The organism is Streptomyces sp. LZ34 (genome assembly GCF_053890475.1).
On the sequence record NZ_CM132680.1, the window covers coordinates 7837080 to 7858716 of the forward strand.

The 21637-nt window shown below is 73.8% G+C and carries 18 protein-coding genes; 12 read left to right on the top strand and 6 right to left on the bottom strand.

Features of this window, described 5'->3' with window-relative positions; all coding sequences use genetic code 11:
* Positions 1-103: 103 nt before the first annotated feature.
* Positions 104-1447: a UDP-N-acetylglucosamine 1-carboxyvinyltransferase gene (gene murA / locus ACWY4P_RS32775; RefSeq protein ID WP_456204139.1), complete on the bottom strand. Its 1344-nt coding sequence runs from the start codon at positions 1445-1447 to the stop codon at positions 104-106.
* A gap of 238 nt (positions 1448-1685) precedes the next feature.
* On the opposite strand from murA, the gene ACWY4P_RS32780 reads away from it, so the two are divergent.
* The 9 genes from ACWY4P_RS32780 to ACWY4P_RS32820 all read left to right on the top strand — a co-directional run bounded on the left by ACWY4P_RS32780 (position 1686) and on the right by ACWY4P_RS32820 (position 13488).
* Positions 1686-2309 (top strand): YqgE/AlgH family protein, encoded by a 624-nt coding sequence (locus ACWY4P_RS32780; RefSeq protein ID WP_456204140.1) that lies wholly within the window; start codon positions 1686-1688, stop codon positions 2307-2309.
* A 127-nt stretch (positions 2310-2436) separates the two neighbouring features.
* Positions 2437-2724: a DUF3039 domain-containing protein gene (locus tag ACWY4P_RS32785; RefSeq protein WP_353594903.1), complete on the top strand. Its 288-nt coding sequence runs from the start codon at positions 2437-2439 to the stop codon at positions 2722-2724.
* A gap of 336 nt (positions 2725-3060) precedes the next feature.
* Positions 3061-3504 (top strand): hypothetical protein, encoded by a 444-nt coding sequence (locus tag ACWY4P_RS32790; RefSeq protein ID WP_456204141.1) that lies wholly within the window; start codon positions 3061-3063, stop codon positions 3502-3504.
* A gap of 116 nt (positions 3505-3620) precedes the next feature.
* Complete coding sequence (locus ACWY4P_RS32795; RefSeq protein ID WP_456204142.1) at positions 3621-5294, top strand: beta-N-acetylhexosaminidase; 1674 nt, start codon at positions 3621-3623, stop codon at positions 5292-5294.
* Between the two features lie 274 nt (positions 5295-5568).
* On the top strand, positions 5569-6468 hold the full coding sequence (locus ACWY4P_RS32800) for an FAD binding domain-containing protein (RefSeq protein ID WP_456204143.1): 900 nt from the start codon (positions 5569-5571) through the stop codon (positions 6466-6468).
* Positions 6465-8729: a 2Fe-2S iron-sulfur cluster-binding protein gene (locus ACWY4P_RS32805; RefSeq protein ID WP_456204144.1), complete on the top strand. Its 2265-nt coding sequence runs from the start codon at positions 6465-6467 to the stop codon at positions 8727-8729. Before ACWY4P_RS32800 ends, ACWY4P_RS32805 begins: the two co-directional genes overlap by 4 nt.
* Entirely contained in the window at positions 8726-11053 is a 2328-nt protein-coding gene (locus ACWY4P_RS32810; RefSeq protein WP_456204145.1) for a xanthine dehydrogenase family protein molybdopterin-binding subunit, read from the top strand. The genes ACWY4P_RS32805 and ACWY4P_RS32810 overlap by 4 nt, the downstream gene beginning before the upstream one ends.
* A gap of 45 nt (positions 11054-11098) precedes the next feature.
* Positions 11099-11788, top strand: coding sequence for a response regulator transcription factor (locus ACWY4P_RS32815; RefSeq protein WP_456204146.1), 690 nt, complete (start codon positions 11099-11101; stop codon positions 11786-11788).
* Positions 11785-13488: a sensor histidine kinase gene (locus ACWY4P_RS32820; RefSeq protein WP_456204148.1), complete on the top strand. Its 1704-nt coding sequence runs from the start codon at positions 11785-11787 to the stop codon at positions 13486-13488. Before ACWY4P_RS32815 ends, ACWY4P_RS32820 begins: the two co-directional genes overlap by 4 nt.
* Before the next feature lie 79 nt (positions 13489-13567).
* Here the strand turns inward: ACWY4P_RS32820 and ACWY4P_RS32825 are convergent, their stop codons facing one another.
* The 5 genes from ACWY4P_RS32825 to ACWY4P_RS32845 all read right to left on the bottom strand — a co-directional run bounded on the left by ACWY4P_RS32825 (position 13568) and on the right by ACWY4P_RS32845 (position 19079).
* Positions 13568-14815: an ABC transporter permease gene (locus ACWY4P_RS32825; RefSeq protein ID WP_456204149.1), complete on the bottom strand. Its 1248-nt coding sequence runs from the start codon at positions 14813-14815 to the stop codon at positions 13568-13570.
* Complete coding sequence (locus ACWY4P_RS32830) at positions 14812-15630, bottom strand: ABC transporter ATP-binding protein (RefSeq protein WP_456204150.1); 819 nt, start codon at positions 15628-15630, stop codon at positions 14812-14814. Before ACWY4P_RS32830 ends, ACWY4P_RS32825 begins: the two co-directional genes overlap by 4 nt.
* Positions 15627-16838 (bottom strand): peptidoglycan-binding domain-containing protein, encoded by a 1212-nt coding sequence (locus ACWY4P_RS32835; RefSeq protein WP_456204151.1) that lies wholly within the window; start codon positions 16836-16838, stop codon positions 15627-15629. Before ACWY4P_RS32835 ends, ACWY4P_RS32830 begins: the two co-directional genes overlap by 4 nt.
* Positions 16838-17422, bottom strand: coding sequence for a hypothetical protein (locus ACWY4P_RS32840; RefSeq protein WP_456204152.1), 585 nt, complete (start codon positions 17420-17422; stop codon positions 16838-16840). Before ACWY4P_RS32840 ends, ACWY4P_RS32835 begins: the two co-directional genes overlap by 1 nt.
* 814 nt (positions 17423-18236) lie before the next feature.
* Positions 18237-19079: a DUF1963 domain-containing protein gene (locus ACWY4P_RS32845; protein ID WP_456204153.1), complete on the bottom strand. Its 843-nt coding sequence runs from the start codon at positions 19077-19079 to the stop codon at positions 18237-18239.
* A gap of 194 nt (positions 19080-19273) precedes the next feature.
* Between ACWY4P_RS32845 and ACWY4P_RS32850 the strand changes: the two genes are divergently transcribed.
* From ACWY4P_RS32850 to ACWY4P_RS32860, 3 genes are all read left to right on the top strand, one after another.
* The gene (locus tag ACWY4P_RS32850; protein ID WP_456204154.1) at positions 19274-19816 is read left to right on the top strand and encodes a hypothetical protein; all 543 of its coding nucleotides are present in this window, start codon (positions 19274-19276) and stop codon (positions 19814-19816) included.
* A gap of 90 nt (positions 19817-19906) precedes the next feature.
* Positions 19907-20524 (top strand): RNA polymerase sigma factor, encoded by a 618-nt coding sequence (locus ACWY4P_RS32855; protein ID WP_456204156.1) that lies wholly within the window; start codon positions 19907-19909, stop codon positions 20522-20524.
* Positions 20521-21495: a hypothetical protein gene (locus ACWY4P_RS32860; RefSeq protein ID WP_456204157.1), complete on the top strand. Its 975-nt coding sequence runs from the start codon at positions 20521-20523 to the stop codon at positions 21493-21495. Before ACWY4P_RS32855 ends, ACWY4P_RS32860 begins: the two co-directional genes overlap by 4 nt.
* Positions 21496-21637 lie beyond the last annotated feature (142 nt).

Consider the following 21637-nt stretch of genomic DNA (forward strand, 5'->3'; position numbering starts at 1 on the left):
GCGCCCGGCAGCTCCACCTTGGCGCCCAGGTCCACCAGCTTGCTCATGCTGTGCCTACCCGGGGGCTAACCCCCGGACCCCCAGCCGGGGGCGGCGATGTGGCTCAGCCGGTCTTTTCGGCGCCCGGCAGCTCCACCTTGGCGCCCAGGTCCACCAGCTTGCTCATGAAGTTCTCGTAGCCACGGTTGATCAGGTCGATGCCGTGGACCCGGGACGTGCCCTGGGCCGCCAGGGCCGCGATGAGGTACGAGAAGCCGCCGCGCAGGTCGGGGATCACCAGGTCGGCGCCCTGGAGTTTGGTCGGGCCCGACACGACCGCCGAGTGGAGGAAGTTCCGCTGGCCGAAGCGGCAGGCGGAGCCGCCCAGGCACTCGCGGTAGAGCTGGATGTGCGCGCCCATCTGGTTCAGCGCGGAGGTGAAGCCCAGGCGCGACTCGTACACCGTCTCGTGGACGATGGACAGCCCGGAGGCCTGGGTCAGGGCCACGACCAGGGGCTGCTGCCAGTCGGTCTGGAAGCCGGGGTGGACGTCCGTCTCCAGGGCGATGGCGTTGAGCTTGCCGCCCGGGTGCCAGAACCGTATGCCCTCGTCGCCGATGTCGAAGGCGCCGCCGACCTTGCGGTAGGTGTTCAGGAAGGTCATCATCTCGCGCTGGCTGGCGCCGCGCACATAGATGCTGCCCTCGGTCGCGAGCGCCGCGCTGGCCCAGGAGGCGGCCTCCAGGCGGTCCGGCAGGGCGCGGTGGTTGTAGCCGTCGAGCTTGTCGACGCCGGTGATCCGGATCGTACGGTCCGTGTCCATGGTGATGATCGCGCCCATTTTCTGCAGGACGCAGATCAGGTCTTCGATCTCCGGCTCGACGGCCGCGTTGGAGAGTTCCGTCACACCCTCGGCGAGCACCGCCGTCAGCAGCACCTGCTCGGTGGAGCCGACCGACGGGTACGGCAGGCGGATCTTGGCACCGCGCAGCCGGTGCGGGGCCTCCAGGTACTGGCCGTCCGCCCGCTTCTCGATCGTGGCGCCGAACTGGCGCAGCACGTCGAAGTGGAAGTCGATCGGCCGGCCGCCGATGTCGCAGCCGCCCAGGCCCGGGATGAAGGCGTGGCCGAGGCGGTGCAGCAGCGGGCCGCAGAAGAGGATCGGAATGCGCGAGGAGCCGGCGTGCGCGTCGATGTCGGCGACGTTCGCGCTCTCCACGTGGGTCGGGTCCAGCACCAGCTCGCCGGCCTCGTCACCTGGGCGTACCGTGACGCCGTGCAGCTGCAGCAGCCCGCGCACCACCCGCACGTCGCGGATGTCGGGGACGTTGCGCAGCCGGCTCGGCCCGCTGCCGAGCAGCGCGGCGACCATGGCCTTCGGCACGAGGTTCTTCGCACCTCGGACACGGATCTCGCCTTCGAGCGGGGTGCCGCCATGGACGAGCAGGACATCGTTCGAGCGGGTCATCTGGTCTCGCGTTCCTGGGACGGTCGGGGGCAAGAGGCAAGAGTAATGGCCGCGGAGCGGGCCTCCGTATGGCCGACCTACCCACCGAACGGACATGAATGTGTCACCACACGTTCGGTTCAGAGCAGAAAGCGTACGGTTACGTGCGCCGTTCCTGCTGTCGTACGCCCCGACCTGCTCTCACATGGGACTCGTCTTCCACTCCCCCTCCGGGGCGAACATGCGGGATCATGTGTCCATGACCGAGGTGTCCTCGCTCACAGGACGGCTGCTTGTCGCGACACCGGCGCTGGCGGACCCGAACTTCGACCGTGCGGTGGTGCTCCTCCTCGACCATGACGAGGAGGGGTCGCTGGGCGTCGTGCTCAACCGCCCGACTCCGGTGGGGGTCGGCGACATCCTGGAGTCCTGGGCCGCGCTGGCCGGGGAGCCGGGGGTGGTGTTCCAGGGCGGCCCGGTGTCGCTGGACTCCGCGCTGGGGGTCGCCGTGGTCCCCGGCGAGGCCGGGAGAGCTTCGGAGGCCGGGAGAGCCTCCTCGGCCGGGCGAGTCACCTCGCCGGCCGAGGACGGCCCGCTCGGCTGGCGCCGGGTGCACGGCGCGATCGGGCTGGTCGACCTGGAGGCGCCGCCCGAGCTGCTGGCCGCCGCCGTCGGCTCGCTGCGGATCTTCGCGGGCTACGCCGGATGGGGTCCCGGGCAGCTGGAGGAGGAGCTCTCCGAGGGCGCGTGGTATGTCGTGGAGTCCGAGCCGGGCGATGTCTCCTCGCCCGCCCCGGAGCGGCTGTGGCGGGCGGTGCTGCGCCGCCAGCGCAGCGAACTGGCGATGGTCGCCACGTATCCGGACGATCCCTCGCTCAACTGAAGGCAGTGCTTGCGAGGTGGGGCGACACCGGGCGAGACACCGGGCGAGACACCGGGCGAGACACCGGGCGACGCGGCGGGAGGCGCTGATCCCTCGTTCGCTCCGGGCGTGAGTACCCTAGGTCTGTATGAGCACTCTTGAGCCCGAGCGCGGGGCAGGCACGGGGACCCTCGTTGAGCCGACACCTCAGGTGTCGCACGGTGACGGCGACCACGAGCGCTACGCCCATTACGTACAGAAGGACAAGATCATGGAGAGCGCGCTCTCCGGATCTCCGGTGGTCGCACTCTGCGGCAAGGTCTGGGTCCCGGGCCGCGACCCGAAGAAGTACCCGGTCTGCCCGATGTGCAAGGAGATCTTCGACGGCATGGGCGCCGGCGGCGACAAGGACAAGGACGGCGGCGGCAAGAAGTAGCCCCTCCGCCCCGGCGCCACCCGCCGGAGCCCCGCGCGCGGCACGCCCGGCCCGCGCCCCCCGGTCGAGGGGGCGCGGGCCGGGCGTAGCGCTCCTTATTTGAGGCTCGGTTCGCCTCCGGGGCGCCTCAGCCCCTGTCGACGGTCGACCGTGCTCGGCCCTTCGTTCCTCAGGGCCTCCGCGCGCTCTCCCTTTCGACAGGGTCGCGCCCCTTCGGCTCACTCGCCGGCAGAACGGGGCCGGGGCCGCATGCCGCGCCGCCGTATTTGGCATATGCCGCGCACGTGACGGCGTAACGGCCCCGGCGGCGCGGGGTGCGCCATTAGGGTCGCCCCTATGAGCGGGCGCGGGGAGAGCGGTGCCGAGCGGGCGGCGTACCTGGTGTTCGGGGCGCGGGAGGTCGACGAGCCCGACGGGGAAGGGGCGGCCGGGTACCGCCAGTTCGAGAAGGACTGGGACGCCCAGCTCCAGCGGTGCGAGCGGCTGGCCGCCGAGCGCGGCTACCGCCCGGCGGGCAGCTGTGTCGTCTCGGCCGCCCAGCCCACCCTGCCCAGGCTGCTGGAGTGGGCCGACGAGCCGGGCTGCGAGATCGTGCTGATCGCCGGGCGCGCGGTGCTGGAGCGGATGCGGAGCAGCTGGCCGGACTGGGAGCAGATGGTGGTCCGCCTGGCGGCGGCGGGCGCCCGGGTGGAGGCCGTGCCGGATCCCGAACCGGTGGTTTCGGCCGCGGAGTTGCCGGCGGCTGAGCGTCGCGGACCGCGACGGGCCGTGAAAGGGTGAGCCTCGCCCTGAACCCCCCGCCTGCCCCCGCCTGCCCCCCGCCCTGAAGCCGCCCGCCTGAAGCCGCCCCCATGGAGCCATCCGCCGTGAAGCCCCCTGCCATGGAGCCGCCCGCCATGAACGACCCTGCGGATCTGATCCCGGCGCCCCGCAGCGCGTACGAGCTGCTGTCCGGCGCGCGCTACCTCCTGGACGCCGAGACCCTGCTGGACGCCGGCCCGGGCACCGAGGGCACCGCGCGCTGGCTGCGGGCCACCGTCGGCGCCGCGACCGGCCTGCCGCTCGCGCCCGGCGGCGCCGACGACAACCGCGCCAATGGCGTCCTCCTCCGGATCAGCCCCGAGATCGAGCGGAAGCTCGGCCCCGAGGGCTATCGCATCACCGCCGACGGCTACGCGATCCAGATCGAGGGCGGCGGCCCGGCCGGGGTCTTCTGGGGCGCGCAGACCTTCCGTCAACTGCTCGGCCCCGACGCCTTCCGCCGGGCGCCGGTCGCGACCAGGGAGGAGTGGACGGTGCCCTGCGGGGTCATCGAGGACGCCCCGCGCTTCGCCTGGCGCGGCCTCATGCTGGACGTCGCACGTCACTTCATGCCCAAGGCCGACGTGCTCGCGTACGTCGACCTCTTGGCCGCGCACAAGCTCAATGTGCTGCATCTGCATCTGACCGACGACCAGGGCTGGCGCCTGGAGATCCGCCGCTACCCCAGGCTCACCGAGGTCGGCGCCTGGCGCGAGCGCACCAAACTCGGGCACCGCGCCTCACCGCTGTGGGACGAGCGCCCGCACGGCGGCTACTACACCCAGGACGACATCCGCGAGATCGTCGCCTATGCCGCCGAGCGGCACATCACCGTCCTCCCGGAGATCGACATCCCCGGCCACTCGCAGGCGGCCATCGCCGCGTACCCGGAACTGGGCAACGCCGACGCCGTCGACACCGCCTCCCTCGGGGTCTGGACCACCTGGGGCGTCAACCCGAACGTACTCTCACCCGCCGACACCACGCTGCGCTTCTACGAGAACGTCCTCGACGAGGTCCTGGAGCTCTTCCCGGGCACCTTCGTCCACCTCGGCGGCGACGAGTGCCCCAAGGAGCAGTGGCGGGCCTCCCCGGCCGCCCAGGCCCGCATCCGGGAGCTGGACCTGGCCGACGAGGACGAGCTGCAGAACTGGTTCCTGGGCCACTTCGGCCGCTGGCTGGCCGGGCGCGGCCGCCGCCTGATCGGCTGGGACGAGATTCTGGAAGGCGGCGCGGACAGCGCCCTGGGAGTTGATCTGCCCGAGGGGGCCGCCGTGTCGTCCTGGCGCGGCTACGCGGGCGGCATCGCGGCGGCCCGCGCCGGCCACGACGTGGTCATGTGTCCAAAACAGCAGGTCTACTTCGACTACCGCCAGGCCGCCGGCGACGACGAGCCGGTCCCCATCGGCTACGTACGCACCCTGGAGGACGTCTACCGCTTCGAGCCGGTTCCACCCGAGCTCACCGGCGCGGAGGCGGAGCGCGTGCTCGGCGCTCAGGCCAACGTCTGGACGGAGGTGACGGAGGACCGGCGGCGCGTCGATTATCAGACCTTCCCGCGCCTCGCCGCCTTCGCCGAAGCCGTCTGGTCGCCGCTTCCGCCCCCGTCCGAGCGGGACTTCACGGGCTTCCAGGGGCGCATGACGGCTCACTACGCGCGCCTGGACGCGCTCGGCGTGGACTACCGGCCCCCCGGGGGCCCGCGCCCCTGGCAGCGGCGCCCCGGCGTATCCGGACGTCCGATCGACGGGTCGCCCCCGATCGTGTGAGGCACGCCGGAAGGTGCGCCCTGAGGCGGCGCACCCCTGGGACTGTGGTCCCCGGCTCAACCCCAAGTCGTACAAGGGTCCCTGAAACGTGGCAATCCACACCTGGCGGAGACGTCGTCCTAAACCCGTACCATCCCCCTGGTCGGGGACGGATCCATGCTTCACGGACCCTCGCGACGGCGGACTCGGAAGATGTGCCAGAGTTGCCACGTCCGGGCTGTCAGCACGTACCGTACGGCGCAACAGCCGGGACACCGGGGAAGGGGCAGCTGGGTTGACCACGCACGCACCGCAGGCGGCGCACACGGTGACGTTGCCGGGCACGCTCGACGAGGCCGTGGCGGCGCTGGCCGCCATGCCCGCCGCCGTACCCGTCGCGGGCGGCACCGATCTGATGGCCGCCGTCAACTCCGGGCTGCTGCGGCCCGCCGCACTCGTCGGCCTCGGCCGGATCAGCGAGATCCGCGGCTGGCGCTACCTGGACGGCCACGCCCTGCTCGGCGCCGGACTGTCCCACGCCCGCATGGGCCGCCCCGACTTCGCCGCGCTCATCCCGGCGCTGGCCGCCGCCGCGCGCGCCGCCGGGCCGCCGCAGATCCGCAACGCCGGCACTCTCGGCGGCAACATCGTCACCGCCGCCCCCACGGGCGACGCGCTGCCGGTGCTCGCCGCGCTGGAGGCCACGGTCATCATCGCCGGGCCCGAGAACTCGCGCCGCGAGATCCCGGTCAGCCATCTGCTGGCCGGAGTCGAGATGCTGCGGCCCGGCGAACTCGTCGGCTTCGTACGCGTACCGATCCTGCACGCCCCCCAGGCGTTCCTCAAGGCCACCGGGCGCACCGGCCCGGGCCGGGCCACGGCCTCGGTCGCCGTCGTCCTGGACCCGGCGCGGCGGGGCGTGCGCTGCGCGGTCGGCGCGGTCGCGCCCATGCCGCTGCGGCCGCTGGAGGCCGAGCGCTGGGTCGCCTCGCTCATCGACTGGGACGGCGACCGGGGGCGCCTGGACCCGCAGGTGACGGCGGCCTTCGGCGAGTACGTCGCCGCCGCCTGCATTCCCGACCCGGCTCCGCCGGCGGACGGCTCCGAGCCGGTGCCCCTGCCGCCCGCCGCCCTCCATCTGAGGCGTACGGTGTCAGCCCTGGCCCGCCGAGCATTGGGGAGGGCACTCGCGTGAGTGACGAACAGCAGCCGCACCGGCCGGAACCCGGGAGCGGGTGGCAGCCGATGCCGAGCGGTCCCGAGTACGACGCGGAGGCCACCGGCTTCGTGCAGCTGCCGCCCGACCACTCGCACCAGGACCCGGCCGCCCTCGCGGGCGGGTGGGACCCGCTCGCGGCCCCCGGCACCGGCTACACCCCGCCGCCCATGACGGGCGCGCCCGGCGCGCCTTCGCACGGCGGCCAGTGGCAGCCGACGGCCCACGACCCCGGCGCGCCCACCGACCCTTCCGGGACCGGGCACTGGGCCGTGCCGATGGAGGCCGGCGCCGACGACTCCGGCCAGTGGGGGCAGCCCGGCCCGGGCGGCGACCCGGCGGGCGGATCCGGCGACTCGGGCGAGTACGCGTACGGGGAACACCAGAACCCGCACGCCCCGCATGGCTCACCCGACCCGCACGGCCCGCACGCGACCGCGCAGTGGCACCTGCCCGACGCGGAGCAGCACCCGGGGCAACCCGGTCGGACCGGGCAGTGGTCGATCCCGTTCGCCGCTGATGACAGCGTCGACGAGACCGGGGTGTACCCGGTCAACGACCCGGCCGCCGCGGCCCAGTGGCAGGTGCCCGAGTCGGCCGGCGGCCAGTGGACCGTCCCGGCCGCGGGCGGCGACGGCGTCGTGGAGACCGGCGAATTCCGTACCGACGACCATCCCGGCCCGGCGAGGAGCCCGTACGGCGGGCATGACACCGGGCAGTGGACGACGCCCTTCGCGGACGGTGCGCAGGAGCAGCAGATCCAGCAGGGCCTGCACCCCGACCAGCGGCAGGGGCAGCAGGCGCAGCAGCACGGCCGGACCGGCCAGTGGTCGATTCCGGTGGCCGGTGACGACGGCGCCACCGAGGACTCCGGCGAGTACGCGCTCGGCGACCACGCGCCCCGCGGCCCCGCGGCCCCGACGCAGGCTGGCAGGGGCCCCGCCCGGCGGCGCCTGAGACTCCCCGGCGGCGCCGACGTGCCCGTCGAGCACCTGGGCGCCCCCACCCCGCCGCACGGCAGCGCCGCGTCCGGCGCGCTGTCCACTCCGGCGGCGGGCACCGAGGTGCCCGAGGTGGACGACTGGCCCGAAGAGTTGACGCACGGCGGCCAGGGCGGCCCGGCCGGGGCCGACGGCCACGCGGGCCAGGCGACCCCGCCGCACGGCGTGGCGCCCGTGGGCGGCCAGGGCGGGTTCGTGGACGACGGCTACGACGGCCATGACGACCCGGCAGTCGACGGCCCGGCCGGGGCCGACGGCCACGCGGCCCAGACCACCCCGCCGCACGAGGCGGTTGAGGTTACCCAGGCCGGCCAGGCGCCTGCCGACCCCGTACCGGCCGAGGAATCGGCCGAGTTGGCGTTGGACGGCCACGGCGCGCCCCTCGCCGGAGCCGGAGCCGACCCGTCGGCCGAGGATTTCGAGGGCGCCGCGTACGCCGAGCCCTCCGGCGGCGAGGAGCGGCCCACCGCGGAGACGGCCCTCGAGGCGCCGTCCGTCGCCGAGGCCGAGCAGCCCTCCGCCGCAGGCGACCCGACCGACACCGCAGACGCCCAAACGGACCCCGACACAGCACCCGCCACGGCCCCCCAGGCCGACAGCGAGCACCCCAGCGCCTCCTACGTCCTGCGCGTCAACGGCACCGACCGCCCCGTCACCGACTCCTGGATCGGCGAGTCGCTGCTGTACGTGCTGCGCGAGCGCCTGGGCCTGGCCGGGGCCAAGGACGGCTGCTCGCAGGGCGAGTGCGGGGCCTGTTCCGTCCAGGTCGACGGGCGGCTCGTCGCCTCGTGCCTGGTGCCCGCCGCGACCGCCGCGGGCTGTGAGGTCCGTACGGTCGAGGGCCTGGCCGTGGACGGGCGGCCCTCGGACGTGCAGCGCGCGCTGGCCGCCTGCGGGGCGGTGCAGTGCGGGTTCTGCGTACCGGGGATGGCCATGACCGTGCACGACCTGCTGGAGGGCAACCACTCCCCGACCGACCTGCAGACCCGGCAGGCGATCAGCGGCAACCTGTGCCGCTGCTCCGGCTACCGCGGGGTGGTCAACGCGGTCCGCGAGGTCGTCGCGGGCCGGGAGGCGGCGGCCGCGGCCGCCGCGGAGGAGGACGCGGCGCCGGACGGCGGGCAGGACGCCGCCGCCCGCATTCCGCACCAGGCGGGCCCGCCGGGGATGAACGGCACCGGCACCGGCGACTTCGACGGCAGCGGCAGCGGCACGGGCAGCGGGAGGGCGACGGCATGACTGGAATCGCGGACGGCACCGGCGCCGCCACCGCCACCCCCGCCGCAGGAGTCCCCCTCACGCCCAAGGAGCCGCCGACCATCGGCCTCGGGATGTCGCTCCAGCCCGCGGACTCGGCGGCCAAGACCTCCGGCACCTTCCCGTACGCCGCCGACCTGTGGGCCGAGGGGCTGCTGTGGGCCGCCGTGCTGCGCTCCCCGCACCCGCACGCCCGCATCGTCTCCATCGACACCGCGTCCGCGACCCAGATGCCGGGCGTCCGGGCCGTGGTGACCCACGCCGACGTGCCCGGCGACGCCGCGCACGGCCGCCGCGTCGCCGACCGCCCCGTCTTCGCCAAGGACCTGGTCCGCCACCACGGCGAGCCGATCGCCGCGGTCGCCGCCGACCACCCCGACACCGCCCGGCTGGCCGCCGCGGCCATCGCCGTCGAGTACGAGGTGCTGGAGCCGGTCACCGACCCCGAGCAGGCGTTCGCCGCCGAGCCGCTGCACCCCGACGGCAATCTGGTCCGCCACATCCCGCTGCGCTTCGGCGACCCGGACGTGGTCGGCGAGGTCATCGTCGAGGGCCTGTACCGGATCGGCCGTCAGGACCCGGCGCCCATCGGCGCCGAGGCGGGCCTGGCCGTGCCGCGCCCCGACGGCGGCGTGGAGATCTACACGGCCTCCACCGACCCGCACGCCGACCGCGACCTGGCCGCCGCCTGCTTCGGCCTGGAGCCGGAGCGGGTCAAGGTCGTGGTCACGGGCGTGCCCGGCGCCATGGGCGAGCGCGAGGACCCGGGCATGCAGCTGCCGCTCGGCCTGCTCGCCCTGCGCACCGGCCACCCGGTCAAGCTCGCCGCGACCCGCGAGGAGTCCTTCCTCGGCCACGCCCACCGCCACCCGACATTGCTGCGCTACCGCCACCACGCCGACGCCGAGGGCAAGCTGGTGAAGGTCGAGGCGCAGATCCTGCTGGACGGGGGCGCGTACGCCGACTCCTCCGCGGACTCGCTGGCCGCCGCGGTGTCCTTCGCCTGCGGCCCGTACGTCGTGCCGCACGCGTTCATCGAGGGCTGGGCGGTACGCACCAACAACCCGCCCTCCGGCCATGTCCGCGGCGAGGGCGCGATGCAGGTGTGCGCCGCGTACGAGGGCCAGATGGACAAGCTGGCGGCCAAGCTGGGCCTCGACCCGGCCGAGATCCGGCTGCGCAACGCCATGGCGACCGGCGATCTGCTGCCCACCGGCCAGACCGTCACCTGCCCGGCCCCGGTCGCCGAACTGCTGCGCGCCGTACGGGACACCCCGCTGCCCCCGCTCCCCAAGGACGACCCCGAGGAGGAGTGGCTGCTGCCCGGCGGCCCCGAGGGCGCGGGCGAGCCGGGCGCGGTGCGGCGCGGCGTCGGCTACGCCCTGGGCATGGTGCACATGCTCGGCGCCGAGGGGACCGACGAGGTCTCCACGGCCACGGTCAAGGTCACCGGCTCGGTGGCCACCGTCATCTGCGCGGCCGTCGAGACCGGCCAGGGCTTCACCACCCTGGCCCGCCAGATCGTCCAGGAGGTCCTCGGCATCGAGGAGGTTCATGTCGCGCCGGTCGACACCGACCAGCCCCCGGCCGGGCCCGCCTCGCGAGGCCGCCACACCTGGGTGTCGGGCGGCGCGGTCGAGCGGGCCGCGAAGATGGTCCGCACCCAGCTGCTACAGCCGCTCGCGCACAAGTTCGGCATGTCGACGGAGCTGCTGACCATCGCCGACGGCAAGATCACCTCGTACGACGGGGTGCTCAGCACCACCGTCGACGAGGCCCTGGAGGGCAAGGAGCTGTGGGCCACCGCGCAGTGCCGCCCGCACCCCACCGAGCCGCTGGACGAGACGGGCCAGGGCGACGCGTTCGTCGGCCTCGCCTTCTGCGCGATCCGCGCCGTGGTCGACGTCGACATCGAGATCGGCGCGGTGCGCGTGGTGGACATGACGATCGCCCAGGACGTGGGCCGGGTGCTCAACCCCCGCCAGCTGGCCGCCCGGATCGAGGCGGGCGTCGCGCAGGGCATCGGCGCGGCCCTCACCGAGAACCTGCGCACCTCGCGCGGCGTGGTCCGCCACCCGAACCTCACCGGCTACACCCTGCCGACCGCCGTGGACGTCCCCGACGTCCACATCGTCAAACTCGTCGAGGAACGGGACGTGGTCGCCCCCTTCGGCGCCAAGGCCGCCAGCGCGGTGCCGGTGGTCACCACCCCGGCGGCGGTGGCCGCCGCAGTCCGCTCGGCATCCGGCCGCCCGGTCAACAGGCTGCCGATCCGCCCCCAGGCGGCGGCCGTCAACAGAACCTGATCACGGGCTGAGTCTGAAGCTGAGGCTGGGTCTGAGGGGGAGGCTTTGAGCGCGCGCATCCTGGTCGCCGAGGACGACGAGAAACAGGCGCGGCTGATCCGGATCTATCTGGAGCGGGAGGGGAACGCCGTCCAGACCGTCCACGACGGCCGCTCGGCGATCGACCGGGCCAGGATCTCCCGCCCCGACCTCGTCGTGCTCGACGTGATGATGCCGCAGGTCGACGGCCTGGACGTGTGCCGCATCCTGCGCACCGAGTCCCAGGTGCCGATCCTGCTGCTGACCGCGCGCTCCACCGAGGAGGACCTGCTCCTCGGGCTCGACCTCGGCGCCGACGACTACATGACCAAGCCGTACAGCCCCCGGGAGCTGACCGCGCGCGTCAGAGCCCTGCTGCGGCGGTCCCGGGCCACCGCGGGGGAGCCGACGGTCATCAGGGCCGGGGCGCTGGAGATCGACACCGCGCGCTTCGAGGTGCGGCTGGCGGGCGAGGTGATCGCGCTGACCGGCAAGGAGTTCGCCATCCTGGCCCTGCTGGCGGGCGAGCCGGGGCGCGCCTTCACCCGGGCGCAGATCGTCGACCAGGTCTTCGGCTTCGAGCAGAACGTATTGGAGCGCACGGTGGATGCCCATGTCATGAACCTGCGCCGCAAGCTGGAGCGCGGGCCCGGAGCGCCCCGCATGGTGGAGACCGTCTACGGGCGCGGCTACCGGCTGGCGGACCCGGCGCGGTGAGCTTCCGACTGCGGGCCCTCGCCCTGGTCATGCTGCTCGTGGTCGCCGCCACCGCGGCCACCGCCTGGCTGACCCTGCGCCAGGCATCGCGGCAGGCGAACGAGACCGCCGCCGCGGGCCGGGCCGACATCAGCCGCGTCACCGGCGAGCTGCGCCGGTACGGCCTGCGGCACGGCACCTGGGACGGCGTCGCGCCCGCCGTGCGCGAGCTGGCCGCCGACACCGGGCAGCGCATACGGGTCACCTCCACGACCGGCTCCGACGAACCGCTGGCCGACTCGGACGTCCTGATGGGCCGTAAGCCCCGCAGGACCGGCACGGGCGCCCCGCTCCTGGTCGACCCGCGCCCCGAACTGCGGCTGCCCGACGACCCGCGGCCGGTGCTTCTGATCAAGATCACCTCCCTTGAGATCGCCCGGTACCGCACCGGGACGGCGTACGCCGCGTGTCTGACCCGTTCCGGCACCGAGGTGACGGTCGGCCAGGACGAGCGCGGCATCCCGACGTACTCGGCGCGCGGGGAGCGCGGCGGCGGGGACACGGCGAGCGGGGAAGGCTCGGCAAGCGGCGGGAAGACGGCACATGGGCGCTGCGAGCGGCCACAGATATCTGCGGCGCTGGTCGACCGGTACACCCGGGCCGGGTCGGACTCCTGCCGATCGGCCGGGGCGGAGGGCGCCGTTCCGTGCCTCCAGCGTCTCTTCGCGGAGCAGATCAGCGATGTCGCCCCGCCGCCGCTCCAGGTCCGCCTCGGCGCCCTTGACGAGCCCCCGTCCGCACTCGCGGCCGCGCCCGCGGTCACGGTGGCCGTGGCCGTCGCGGTGGCGGCCATCATCGGTGCGCTGCTGCTCAGCCGGACGGTGCTGCGCCCCGTCAGCGCGCTGACCGCCGCCTCCCACGGCCTCGGCGAGGGCGACCTGGCCCGGCGGGTGCCCGTGACCGGCCGGGACGAGATCGCCGAACTCGGCCGGTCCTTCAACCGCATGGCCGAATCGCTACAGGCCAGCGAGGAGCGTCAGCGCCGGCTCGTCGGCGACGTCGCGCACGAGTTGCGCACCCCGCTGGCCAATCTGCGCGGCTATCTGGAGGCGCTGCGCGACGGCGTCGTCGAACCGGAACCCGAGCTGCTGGACTCGCTCCACGAAGAAGTCCTGCTTCAGCAGCGGATCGTCGACGACCTCCAGGACCTGGCGCTTGCCGAGGCCGGGGCGCTCACGTACCACCGCGTCCCCGTCGACCTGGGCGAACTGCTGGAGACCTGCCGCACCGCCCACCGGGCCCAGGCCGAGCGAGCCGGCGTCGCCCTCACCGCCCCGACGCCGCCCGGCGACCCCGTGTACGCGCACGCCGACGCGGACCGGCTGCGGCAGGCCGTCGGCAATCTGGTGAGCAACGCCGTACGGGCCACCGCGCCCGGCGGCACCGTCCGGCTGTCCCTGGCGCGCCGTGAGGCCGAGGCCGTCGTGCGGGTGAGCGACACCGGACACGGCATCCCGGCCGAGCATCTGCCGCATGTCTTCGACCGCTTCTGGCGGGCCGACGCCGCGCGGGGGAGGGCCACCGGCGGCAGCGGGCTCGGGCTGTCCATTGCCCGTCAGATCGTGCATGACCATCAGGGGACGATCGACGTGGAGAGCGAGGCCGGGGTCGGCACGGTGTTCACCCTCGTGCTCCCCACGACCGCCGCCCCCACTGCCTGATCCGCCCCCACTGCCTGATCCGGCCGCCTGCCTGATCCGGCCGCTCAGGACCCGGCGGTCGCGCTGGTGACCGGGCCGGTCAAGACCCGGCGAGCGCCTGGGTCGGGGCCAGCCGCCCGGCCCGTATCGCCGGATACAGCCCTGCCAGCGCCCCGATGGCGAGCGTGACCCCGACCCCGGCCGCCGTGGCCCACAGCGGCACCTCGGTCGGCCAGCCCCGCACCGTCGCGTACACGGCGGTGATGCCCGTGCCCAGCACCGCCCCGGCCGCCCCGCCCAGCGCGCACAGCAGCAGCGACTCGGTGACGAACTGCCCGCGGATCTGCCCGCTGGTGGCGCCCAGCGCCCTGCGCAGCCCGATCTCCGGGCGGCGCTCCAGCACGGAGATGACCATGGTGTTGCCCACCCCCACGCCCCCCACGAGCAGCGCCACCCCGCCGAGCCCCAGGAGCAGCCCGGTCAGCGCCGACTCGGCAGCCTCGCGCGCGGCCAGCGCGTCGGAGGGCCGCGAGACCACCACCTGGTCCGGATGCTCGGGGTTCGCTGTCGCCGCGAGCACCTCGCGTACGGCCGTCACCCGGCTGTCCTCCGTACGGACGTACACGGTCGACGGGTGGCCGTCGAACCCCAGATACCGCTGGGCCGCGGGCCAGCCGACCAGCGCCGCCTGATCGATCTCGGGCGCCAGCGGCACCCGGTCCACCACGCCCACCACCGAGAACCAGGTGCCGCCCAGCCACACCCGGGTACCCGGGGCGTGCACATCCAGCCGCCGGGCCGCATTCCGGCCGAGCACCACCCCGGGGTACTCGGCGGTGGCCGAGTCCAGCCATCTGCCCGTACGAACCTTCCCGCCCACCGCGGCCAGCAGCCGCGGCTCGGCCGCCAGCACCTCGATGCTGCCGGTGCGCCCGCTGGGGATGTACTCGTTCCGGTACACCTTGGCGTCCTCGACCGCGCCCGTCGCCGCGACCTGCCGCACCGGCCCGATGCGCCGGACCATCGCCGTGGCCCCCTCGGGCAGCCGGGCACTCTCGCCCTGCGCGGACTGGCCGCCCTGGCCGGGGACGACGCGCAGCAGGTTGGTGCCCAGCCGGTCGATCCGGCGGTCCACCTCGGCCCGCCCGGACATGGAGATCCCGACGACCGCGAGCATCGCGGCGACGCCGATCGCGATGCCCAGCGCGGACAGAAGCACGCGCAGCGGTCGGGTGCGCAGCCCGGTACCGCCCAGCCGGACGAAGTCGGCGGGGCGCAGCCGGGCGGGGTGCAGCCGCCGCCGCGCCGCGGTCTGCCGAGGCTTTTCCGCCGCTCGCCGTCGGGTCATGACAGCCCCCCGAAGGAAGCAGCATCCGCTGTGGCTGACGGTGTTGCCGGGGCTGCCGGGTGGGTTGGGGCTGTCGGGTGGGCCGGGGGTGCCGCGCCCGCCGGGGGTGCCGCGCCCGCCGGGGGTGCCGCGTCCGTCCCGCCCGCCCCGCTGTCGGCGACGATTCGCCCGTCGCGGACCTCCACCCGCCGGTCCAGCGCCGCGGCCAGCTCCCGGTCGTGGGTGATCACCACCACCGTCGTACCGGCCGCGTGCAGCTCCCGCAGCAGCTCCAGCACCGCGGCGCCCGAGGCCGAGTCGAGATTGCCGGTCGGCTCGTCGGCCAGCAGCAGCGCGGGCTCCCCGATCACCGCCCGGGCCACGGCGGCCCGCTGGCGCTCGCCGCCGGACAACTGGTGGGGCAGATGGCCGGACCGGTGGTCCAGCCCCACCCGGGCCAGTGCCGCCGAGGCCCTGCGCCGGCGCTCCCGCAGCGGCACACCCGCGTACAGCAGCCCGTCGGCCACCGTGTCCAGGACCGGCACCCCGACGGCCAGGTGGAACTGCTGGAACACAAAGCCGATCCGCTGTGCCCGCAGTGCGGAGAGCTCCCGGTCGGACAGCCGCGCCACGTCGTGGCCGTCGATCGTGACGCGCCCGGCGGTCGGCCGGTCGAGCGTGCCCATCAGGTGCAGCAGACTCGACTTCCCGGAGCCGGACGGGCCCACGACGGCGACCAGTTCCGCGGAGCGGATGAGTAGATCCGCGTCACGGACCGCCGCGACCCCGCCGGGGTAGGTCTTCGTGACCCCCTCGAAGACGACGACGGGTCTCATTCGGGGACCCTCACCTTCATGCCCTCGCGCACGGCGGACCCGCTGACCTCGACCTTGCCGTTCGCGAACAGACCGGTCTCGACGGCGACGAAGCGACTGCCCTTCTTGCTGCCGCTGCCGCTGCCGCTGCCGCTGCCGCCGCCGCCGCTGCCGCTGCCGCCGCCGCTGCCGTCGCCGTCGCCGTCGCCGCCGTCGGCGAGTTCGAGCCCGTGACCGCCCTCGGCGAGCGCCACCAGCGCGGCCACGGGCACGGTCAGCACGTTCTCGCGCTTGCGGCCGACGTAGCGGACGGTCACCGGGGAACTGTCCAGGCGCCCCAGTGCCTTCTGGTCGCTGATGCGGATGAGCACCGGAACGGTGGCGCTCTTCGCCCCGCCCCCGCTTCCTCCCCCGTCTCCGCCCTCGGCCCCGGCGCCGCTCCCCGTGCCCTGCGGCGCCGGGGAGGCGTCCTGGCCGACCTCGGCCACGCGCCCCTTGACCGAACGCCCGTCCGGCAGCTCGACGGTCACCTGACGGCCCCGCTCCGCCCAGCCGGTGTCCCCGGCCGACGCGTCGACGGTGACCATGCGCGAGGTGCTCGTATAGCTCAGCACGTCTCCCGTGGCCTGGCCCCCCACCCGCGCGCTGGTGCGCGCGACCCGGATCGGGCCGGGCACGTACGCGATGTCCCCGATTCCCACCTTGCCGGTCCTGGGCCTGCCCAGGGCCTTCTGCCAGCGCTTGACGGCGTCGGCGGTCAGCTGCGAGTACGTGTCGTCCACGGTGAATCCGGAGTAGCCGAGCGCGGCCAGGTTGGACTCGAACTGCCGGACGTCCAGGCCTTGGAAGGGCCGGTCAGTGTCCCGGCTCACCGCCAGCTCCCGGTACATCGGCAGGTTCCCGTAGAGCAGCGCGACGGGCCGCTCGTCCACCCGCAGCAGCGTCTCGCCGCGCGCCACGGTCTTCTCCGGCTTCGGCAGCCAGGTGATGGTGCCCTCCGCCCGCACCTGGAAGGGCACTTCGGCCCCGTGGTCCAGCGTCCCGTCGACCGCGGTCTCGTCGACCAGCGTCCCCCGCGTGACCCGTACCGTCCCGCCACCGCGCCCGGAGTCCGACCCGCCGGACCCCGAACCGTCCCCGCCGCCCAGTCCCAGCGCGCCGGCCACCGCCACGGCGGTGACCACCACGGCGCCCGCCGTCACGAGTACGGACCTGCGCCCGATACCCATCAGCCCTTGCCCTTGCCGTCGGCCGGGGCCCCGATGATCGGCCCACAGGTGCGGGTGGCCCGCTTGGCGCCCGCCGACGTCTGGTTCCACACCTTGTCGTCGAAGTGGCCGTCGTCCCCGGCGTCGGGGAAGTCGGGGGCCCCGTTGTCCTGCATGCACTTCGCGTAGCGCTTCTGGGTCGCGATCTCCTTCGCGGACAGCTCCGGGCGCGCGTCCTTCTCCAGTTCCTCGGGCACCGGGAGCGAGAACTCCGAGCACTGCTCCTGTGCCCTGCGGAACTTCGGGTCCGCCTTCAACTCCCGGGCATCGCCGAACTCGATCCGCCCCTTCGCATCGGGGTCGGGGACGTCGAGCCCCTCCTCACGCAGGCACTTGACGTACTTGCGCTGCCCCTCGACGTACCGCGCGACCTCGCCCTCGCCCGCCTTCGACGCACCGGACGCGCGCTTGCCGTCCTGGGCCGAGGCCACCTCGTCACCGCCCCCGCCGCCCCCACCGCACCCGGCCAGCCCCAGTGCCACCACCGACACCACCACGGCCGGCCACACCCGGGCCGCGAACCGCCGCCGCGCACATGCCTTCATGGATACAGATCCCTCAATCACTCGTGACCGCCCGGACGCTGGTGCGGCCGGGCGGGCTCGAACGTATGAGGGGCCCTATGAAGAACCTATGAAGAAGCCATCAAGAACCGACGCGCGAGCCATCAGCACAGCTGGCCACAGAGGCACATCACTGCATCCAGGCGCTGAAGGCCTCCTGAGTCGCCGTGCGCAGCAGCTCGTCCTCCACCGCCCGCAGCCTGCCCCCGCCGGCCACCGGCGACGCCCCGTACGGCCGCCCCTTGGCACGCCACAGCTCCCTGGCGCCGGGTGCCCGCCCCGCCGCACACGACCACAGTCGCGCCCGGCGAGACCGGAACCAGCCACTTCACGAAGCTGAGATCACCGCCACTATTGCCACGGCGACCAGCACGCAATTGCGGAACGTCGCCTTTTCGCGCCGCAGCCGCTCGTAAACCGTTCCTGAGCAGTGAGCGGGAGTGAGTCCGCGCACTGGCACGCCCCGAACGGTTTTGGGCGCACTGGTCTCCGGCGTACTCGTCCCCGGGGCGGCGACACGGATCCTGTCCGTGGTCCGTTCCCGGGAGGCCGGTTCCCTGTGCGACCTGGCCTGTGGGCTCGGTCAGGGGCGACGGGGAGGCCCTGAACCATCACTCCGGTGGAGCAGGGGCCCCGCACGCTGGCACCGAACTCGGCGTCCCAGACCGCGACTTCGCGCTACCCCGCCCCGCAGGGGACACCGTAAGCCCGGAAGCCGACCATCACACGATCGAGCTACAACGACCCTATGCGCACTCCTCGGCCAGCAGCTGCCAACGCCTCGGAGCACCTGGTGTCACCAGATGTCCGGGGTCGGGACGGCCCGGCCGAAGTCGCCGGCGCGCAGCGCGTCGGTGGGAATCGCCCAGTGCATCCAGCCGCCGTCGCCGCCGATGGACCACTCGTCGTGCCCGGACAGCTGCAGCAGGTGGCGGTAGCGGTTCGGGTCTTCGCCGAACGGCACCATCGGCGAACTGCCCGTGGGGAACTGCGGCCATCCGAAGGCGATGTCCTCGGAGTCGAGCGCGCCCGGCCGCTCCGACCACTCGGTGAGCCGCTCCTCCACGTAACTCCCGGGCATGGCCCTGGCCATGTCGTCGGCATCGGGCCCCACATCGAAGCCCTTCCAGGCCGGGTCCCAGGTGTCGGGGAAGGCGAACCCGGGCGTCGCCACCCACGACATCGGGTCGAAGACGCTCGACCGGGCGGGCGGGTTCGCCTCGACGGCGTGCGCGGAGCGGGCCGCGATGACGCTGCTCACCTCCACTTCGTAGTGGCCGTATTTGTACATCAGGTCGTAGGACTCGGGGTCGCACTGCTCGGATTCGGCGTCGAGATAGAAGAAGTTGAGCAGGCCCGTCCCGGCGGGGAGGACATCACCGAGCCACGGGGCCAGGGCGTCGGTGTCGAGGACGGCTATCAGACTCAGCGGAAAGCCGTCACAGGTCGGCCAAGGGGTGCCCGGTTCGAGCATCGCTCTGCCTCCGAACCGACTGAGCCCGGCGGCCTCCCCTGGGTTCTGGGCCGCGGTGAGCGCGAAACCGGGCCGCGCCAAGTCGACATAGCGGGCGGCGACTTCCGGGCCGAGGCGCTCGGCGCAGAAGTCACGAAGGGCGGAGAGGGTGCTCTCGGGATCCATGCCCGCATTCAAGCAGCCGCCCCTGACAGGCCCGGTGTCCCGGACTGTCCGGGACACCCATGACCAGGGGTGATCCGGGCTCGCCGGGGATACCTTCCCATTGGAAGCAAAAAACCTGGAAGCAAAAAACGGAAAACGGGGAAGCGCCGGGACCGCCGTGGTCCCCGGGCCCATTCCGGTCACGGAGGTTTTTGGTGCGCAGGCAAGTGATCATCGCGAGTGTGCTGTCGGCGGGCCTGGCTCTGCTGACCGCCTGCGGAAGCTCCTCGGACAGCGAGTCCGGCCGGCCGGCCGCGTCGGCCCCGCCCGCCCCGTCTGATGCGATCAGCCAACCCGCGAGCGACGACGGCGGGACCTCCCGCAACCCGTCCTCGTCGGAGCTGGACTTCACCTGGTTCCCGGACGGCGGCTCGACCCTCTCCCCGCTCGGAATCCGGCATGGCGAGGCCATGTTGCCGGGCGTGAACCAGTGCGACGGCAAGGTCACCTTCGGGCAGAAAGTAACCATCTCCTTCCCCTGCGGGACCGAGCGCGCCCAAGGCACGCTGCGCGTCAACGAGTCCGCCGACAAACTCTCGATCTCCTGGACCAGCGGCGTCACCGACAACTTCGTCAAGCGGAGCGACCTCACCGTCCCCGACCCGACGATCACGGGGACGCCCGACATGGAGGACCTTCAGCGGCAGCTCGACGAACTGAAGGACCTCGTGGACGACGGAAGCGGCCTCACCGGCTGAACGCGTCAAGCGACAGCGCGAACGCTTTCGGCTCCGCTCGGCAAGTAGGGGGTGTGACCGCCTACTTCGACGGTCGGAGACGGAGGCCCTGTGATCAGGGAAGCACATACGGACACAGCTGCCGGCCGACATACGGATACGGACGATCAGCTGCTGCTGCGCTCGAAGCAGGACCCGACGGCGTTCGAACCGCTGGTGGCCCGCCACTCGGCGGCGCTGCACGGCTATCTCGTACGGCGCGCCCCGGGCGCGGCGGACGACCTGCTCTCGGAGCTGTGGCTGCGGGCGTACGCGGGTCGGCACGGCTTCGACGCGGCGCGCGGGACCCCCAGAGCCTGGCTGTTCGGGGTGGCCAGACATGTCCTGGCCGCGCACTGGCGCCGACTGGAGACGGAGGCGCCGCCGGGCTCGGCGCAGTTCGCGGAGGGCATCGCCAGCGACCCGTGGCAGGCCGTCGACCAGCGGCTGGACGCCGCGGCGGTCGCGCCGGCGCTGCGCCACGCCCTGACCAAGCTGCCGGTGGTCGAACGGGAGTTGATGCTGCTCATCGCATGGGAGCAGCTCACCCCCACCGAGGCAGCCTCGGTCGTCGGCGTCCCCCCGGGTACCGCCCGCTCCCGGCTGCACCGCGCCCGTACCCGGCTGCGCGAGCGGCTTGGCTCCCTTGTGCCCTCTGTCCACATGTCCAAGGCAGGAGAATCCGCATGACCCGCACCAGCAACCTCGGCGCCGAACGCCCGCAGGACCACCTCGACTTCCCCGGAGCGGAGACCCTGGTGACCGCGGGCCGGGTGGAGCCGGCGAAGGCCGAGACGGTGGCGGCGGCGCAGGCCGTCCTCCGCGCGGCGATCGAGCGGGACATCGAGGCCACCGCCGCCCCCGCCCCCGCCCCCGGCACCCCGGGTGCGCGCCCCCGCCGCCGTGTGGGTCTCGCCGGGCTGTTCTCCCGCCCCCGCTTCGCCCTTACGGCGCTGGCCGCGGCTGTCGCCGCCGGGGTCGTCGCGTACCCCGCCCTCACCTCGAACGACGCCGCACGGCCGCAGCCCCCGCAGGCCGCCTCGGCCAAGGCGTTCCTCAACGACATGGCCCAGGTCGCGGCCTCCGCCCCCGCCACCAAGGCCCCGTACTGGAAGACCACCCTCAACCTCGCCGTCCCGGCGGACGGCGAGAAGGAGAGCACGCACACCAGGTATCTGGACCGGAAGGGGAAGTCCACCGAGGTGAACCCGGACGGGTCCACCAAGGTCGCCGTCACGGCCCGCGCGTACACCGTCGGCGACCGGACCCTCGGCTGGAACCAGCTCGACAAACTCCCCACCGACCCCAAGGCCCTCGCCGCCCTGCTGCCCAGCCCCAACTCCGCCGACGGCAAGGCCAAGAGCACCTTCGACAACGCCACCGCCCTCCTGGGCGAGTCCCCGGCCCGCCCCGACCTGCGCGCCGCGCTCTACCGCGTCCTGGCCGACCTCCCCGGCGTCAAGGTCACCGGCCCCGCCAAGGACGCCACAGGCCGCACGGGCACGGCCCTGGAATGGAACACCACGTCAGCCACCGTCCGCGTGATCGTCAACCCCAAGACCGGAGACCTCCTGGAGGAGACGGAGACCGCCCCCAAGACCGGCGCCCTCCAGGCCCGCTACACCTACCTGACCAACGCCCCCACGGACAGCATCGGCTGACCCGCCCGCCGACCGTGCCCGGTGCTCACGGCGCGGCTGAGCGGGTCGCGGCCAGGGAGGGGAGGCCGCGACCTGCCGGTGCGGTGCGGCGAGCGGTGCGGCGAGGTGTCCCTGGCCGGAATCGGCCCCCTGGGCCGCCCGG

Coding starts and splice junctions, on each gene's coding strand:
- ACWY4P_RS32825 (WP_456204149.1), bottom strand. CDS start 14,815: ATGACCCGACGGCGAGCGGCGGAAAAGCCTCGGCAGACCGCGGCGCGG.
- ACWY4P_RS32810 (WP_456204145.1), top strand. CDS start 8,726: ATGACTGGAATCGCGGACGGCACCGGCGCCGCCACCGCCACCCCCGCC.
- ACWY4P_RS32790 (WP_456204141.1), top strand. CDS start 3,061: ATGAGCGGGCGCGGGGAGAGCGGTGCCGAGCGGGCGGCGTACCTGGTG.
- ACWY4P_RS32780 (WP_456204140.1), top strand. CDS start 1,686: ATGACCGAGGTGTCCTCGCTCACAGGACGGCTGCTTGTCGCGACACCG.
- ACWY4P_RS32785 (WP_353594903.1), top strand. CDS start 2,437: ATGAGCACTCTTGAGCCCGAGCGCGGGGCAGGCACGGGGACCCTCGTT.
- ACWY4P_RS32830 (WP_456204150.1), bottom strand. CDS start 15,630: ATGAGACCCGTCGTCGTCTTCGAGGGGGTCACGAAGACCTACCCCGGC.
- ACWY4P_RS32835 (WP_456204151.1), bottom strand. CDS start 16,838: ATGGGTATCGGGCGCAGGTCCGTACTCGTGACGGCGGGCGCCGTGGTG.
- ACWY4P_RS32840 (WP_456204152.1), bottom strand. CDS start 17,422: ATGAAGGCATGTGCGCGGCGGCGGTTCGCGGCCCGGGTGTGGCCGGCC.
- murA (WP_456204139.1), bottom strand. CDS start 1,447: ATGACCCGCTCGAACGATGTCCTGCTCGTCCATGGCGGCACCCCGCTC.
- ACWY4P_RS32845 (WP_456204153.1), bottom strand. CDS start 19,079: ATGGATCCCGAGAGCACCCTCTCCGCCCTTCGTGACTTCTGCGCCGAG.
- ACWY4P_RS32860 (WP_456204157.1), top strand. CDS start 20,521: ATGACCCGCACCAGCAACCTCGGCGCCGAACGCCCGCAGGACCACCTC.
- ACWY4P_RS32795 (WP_456204142.1), top strand. CDS start 3,621: ATGAACGACCCTGCGGATCTGATCCCGGCGCCCCGCAGCGCGTACGAG.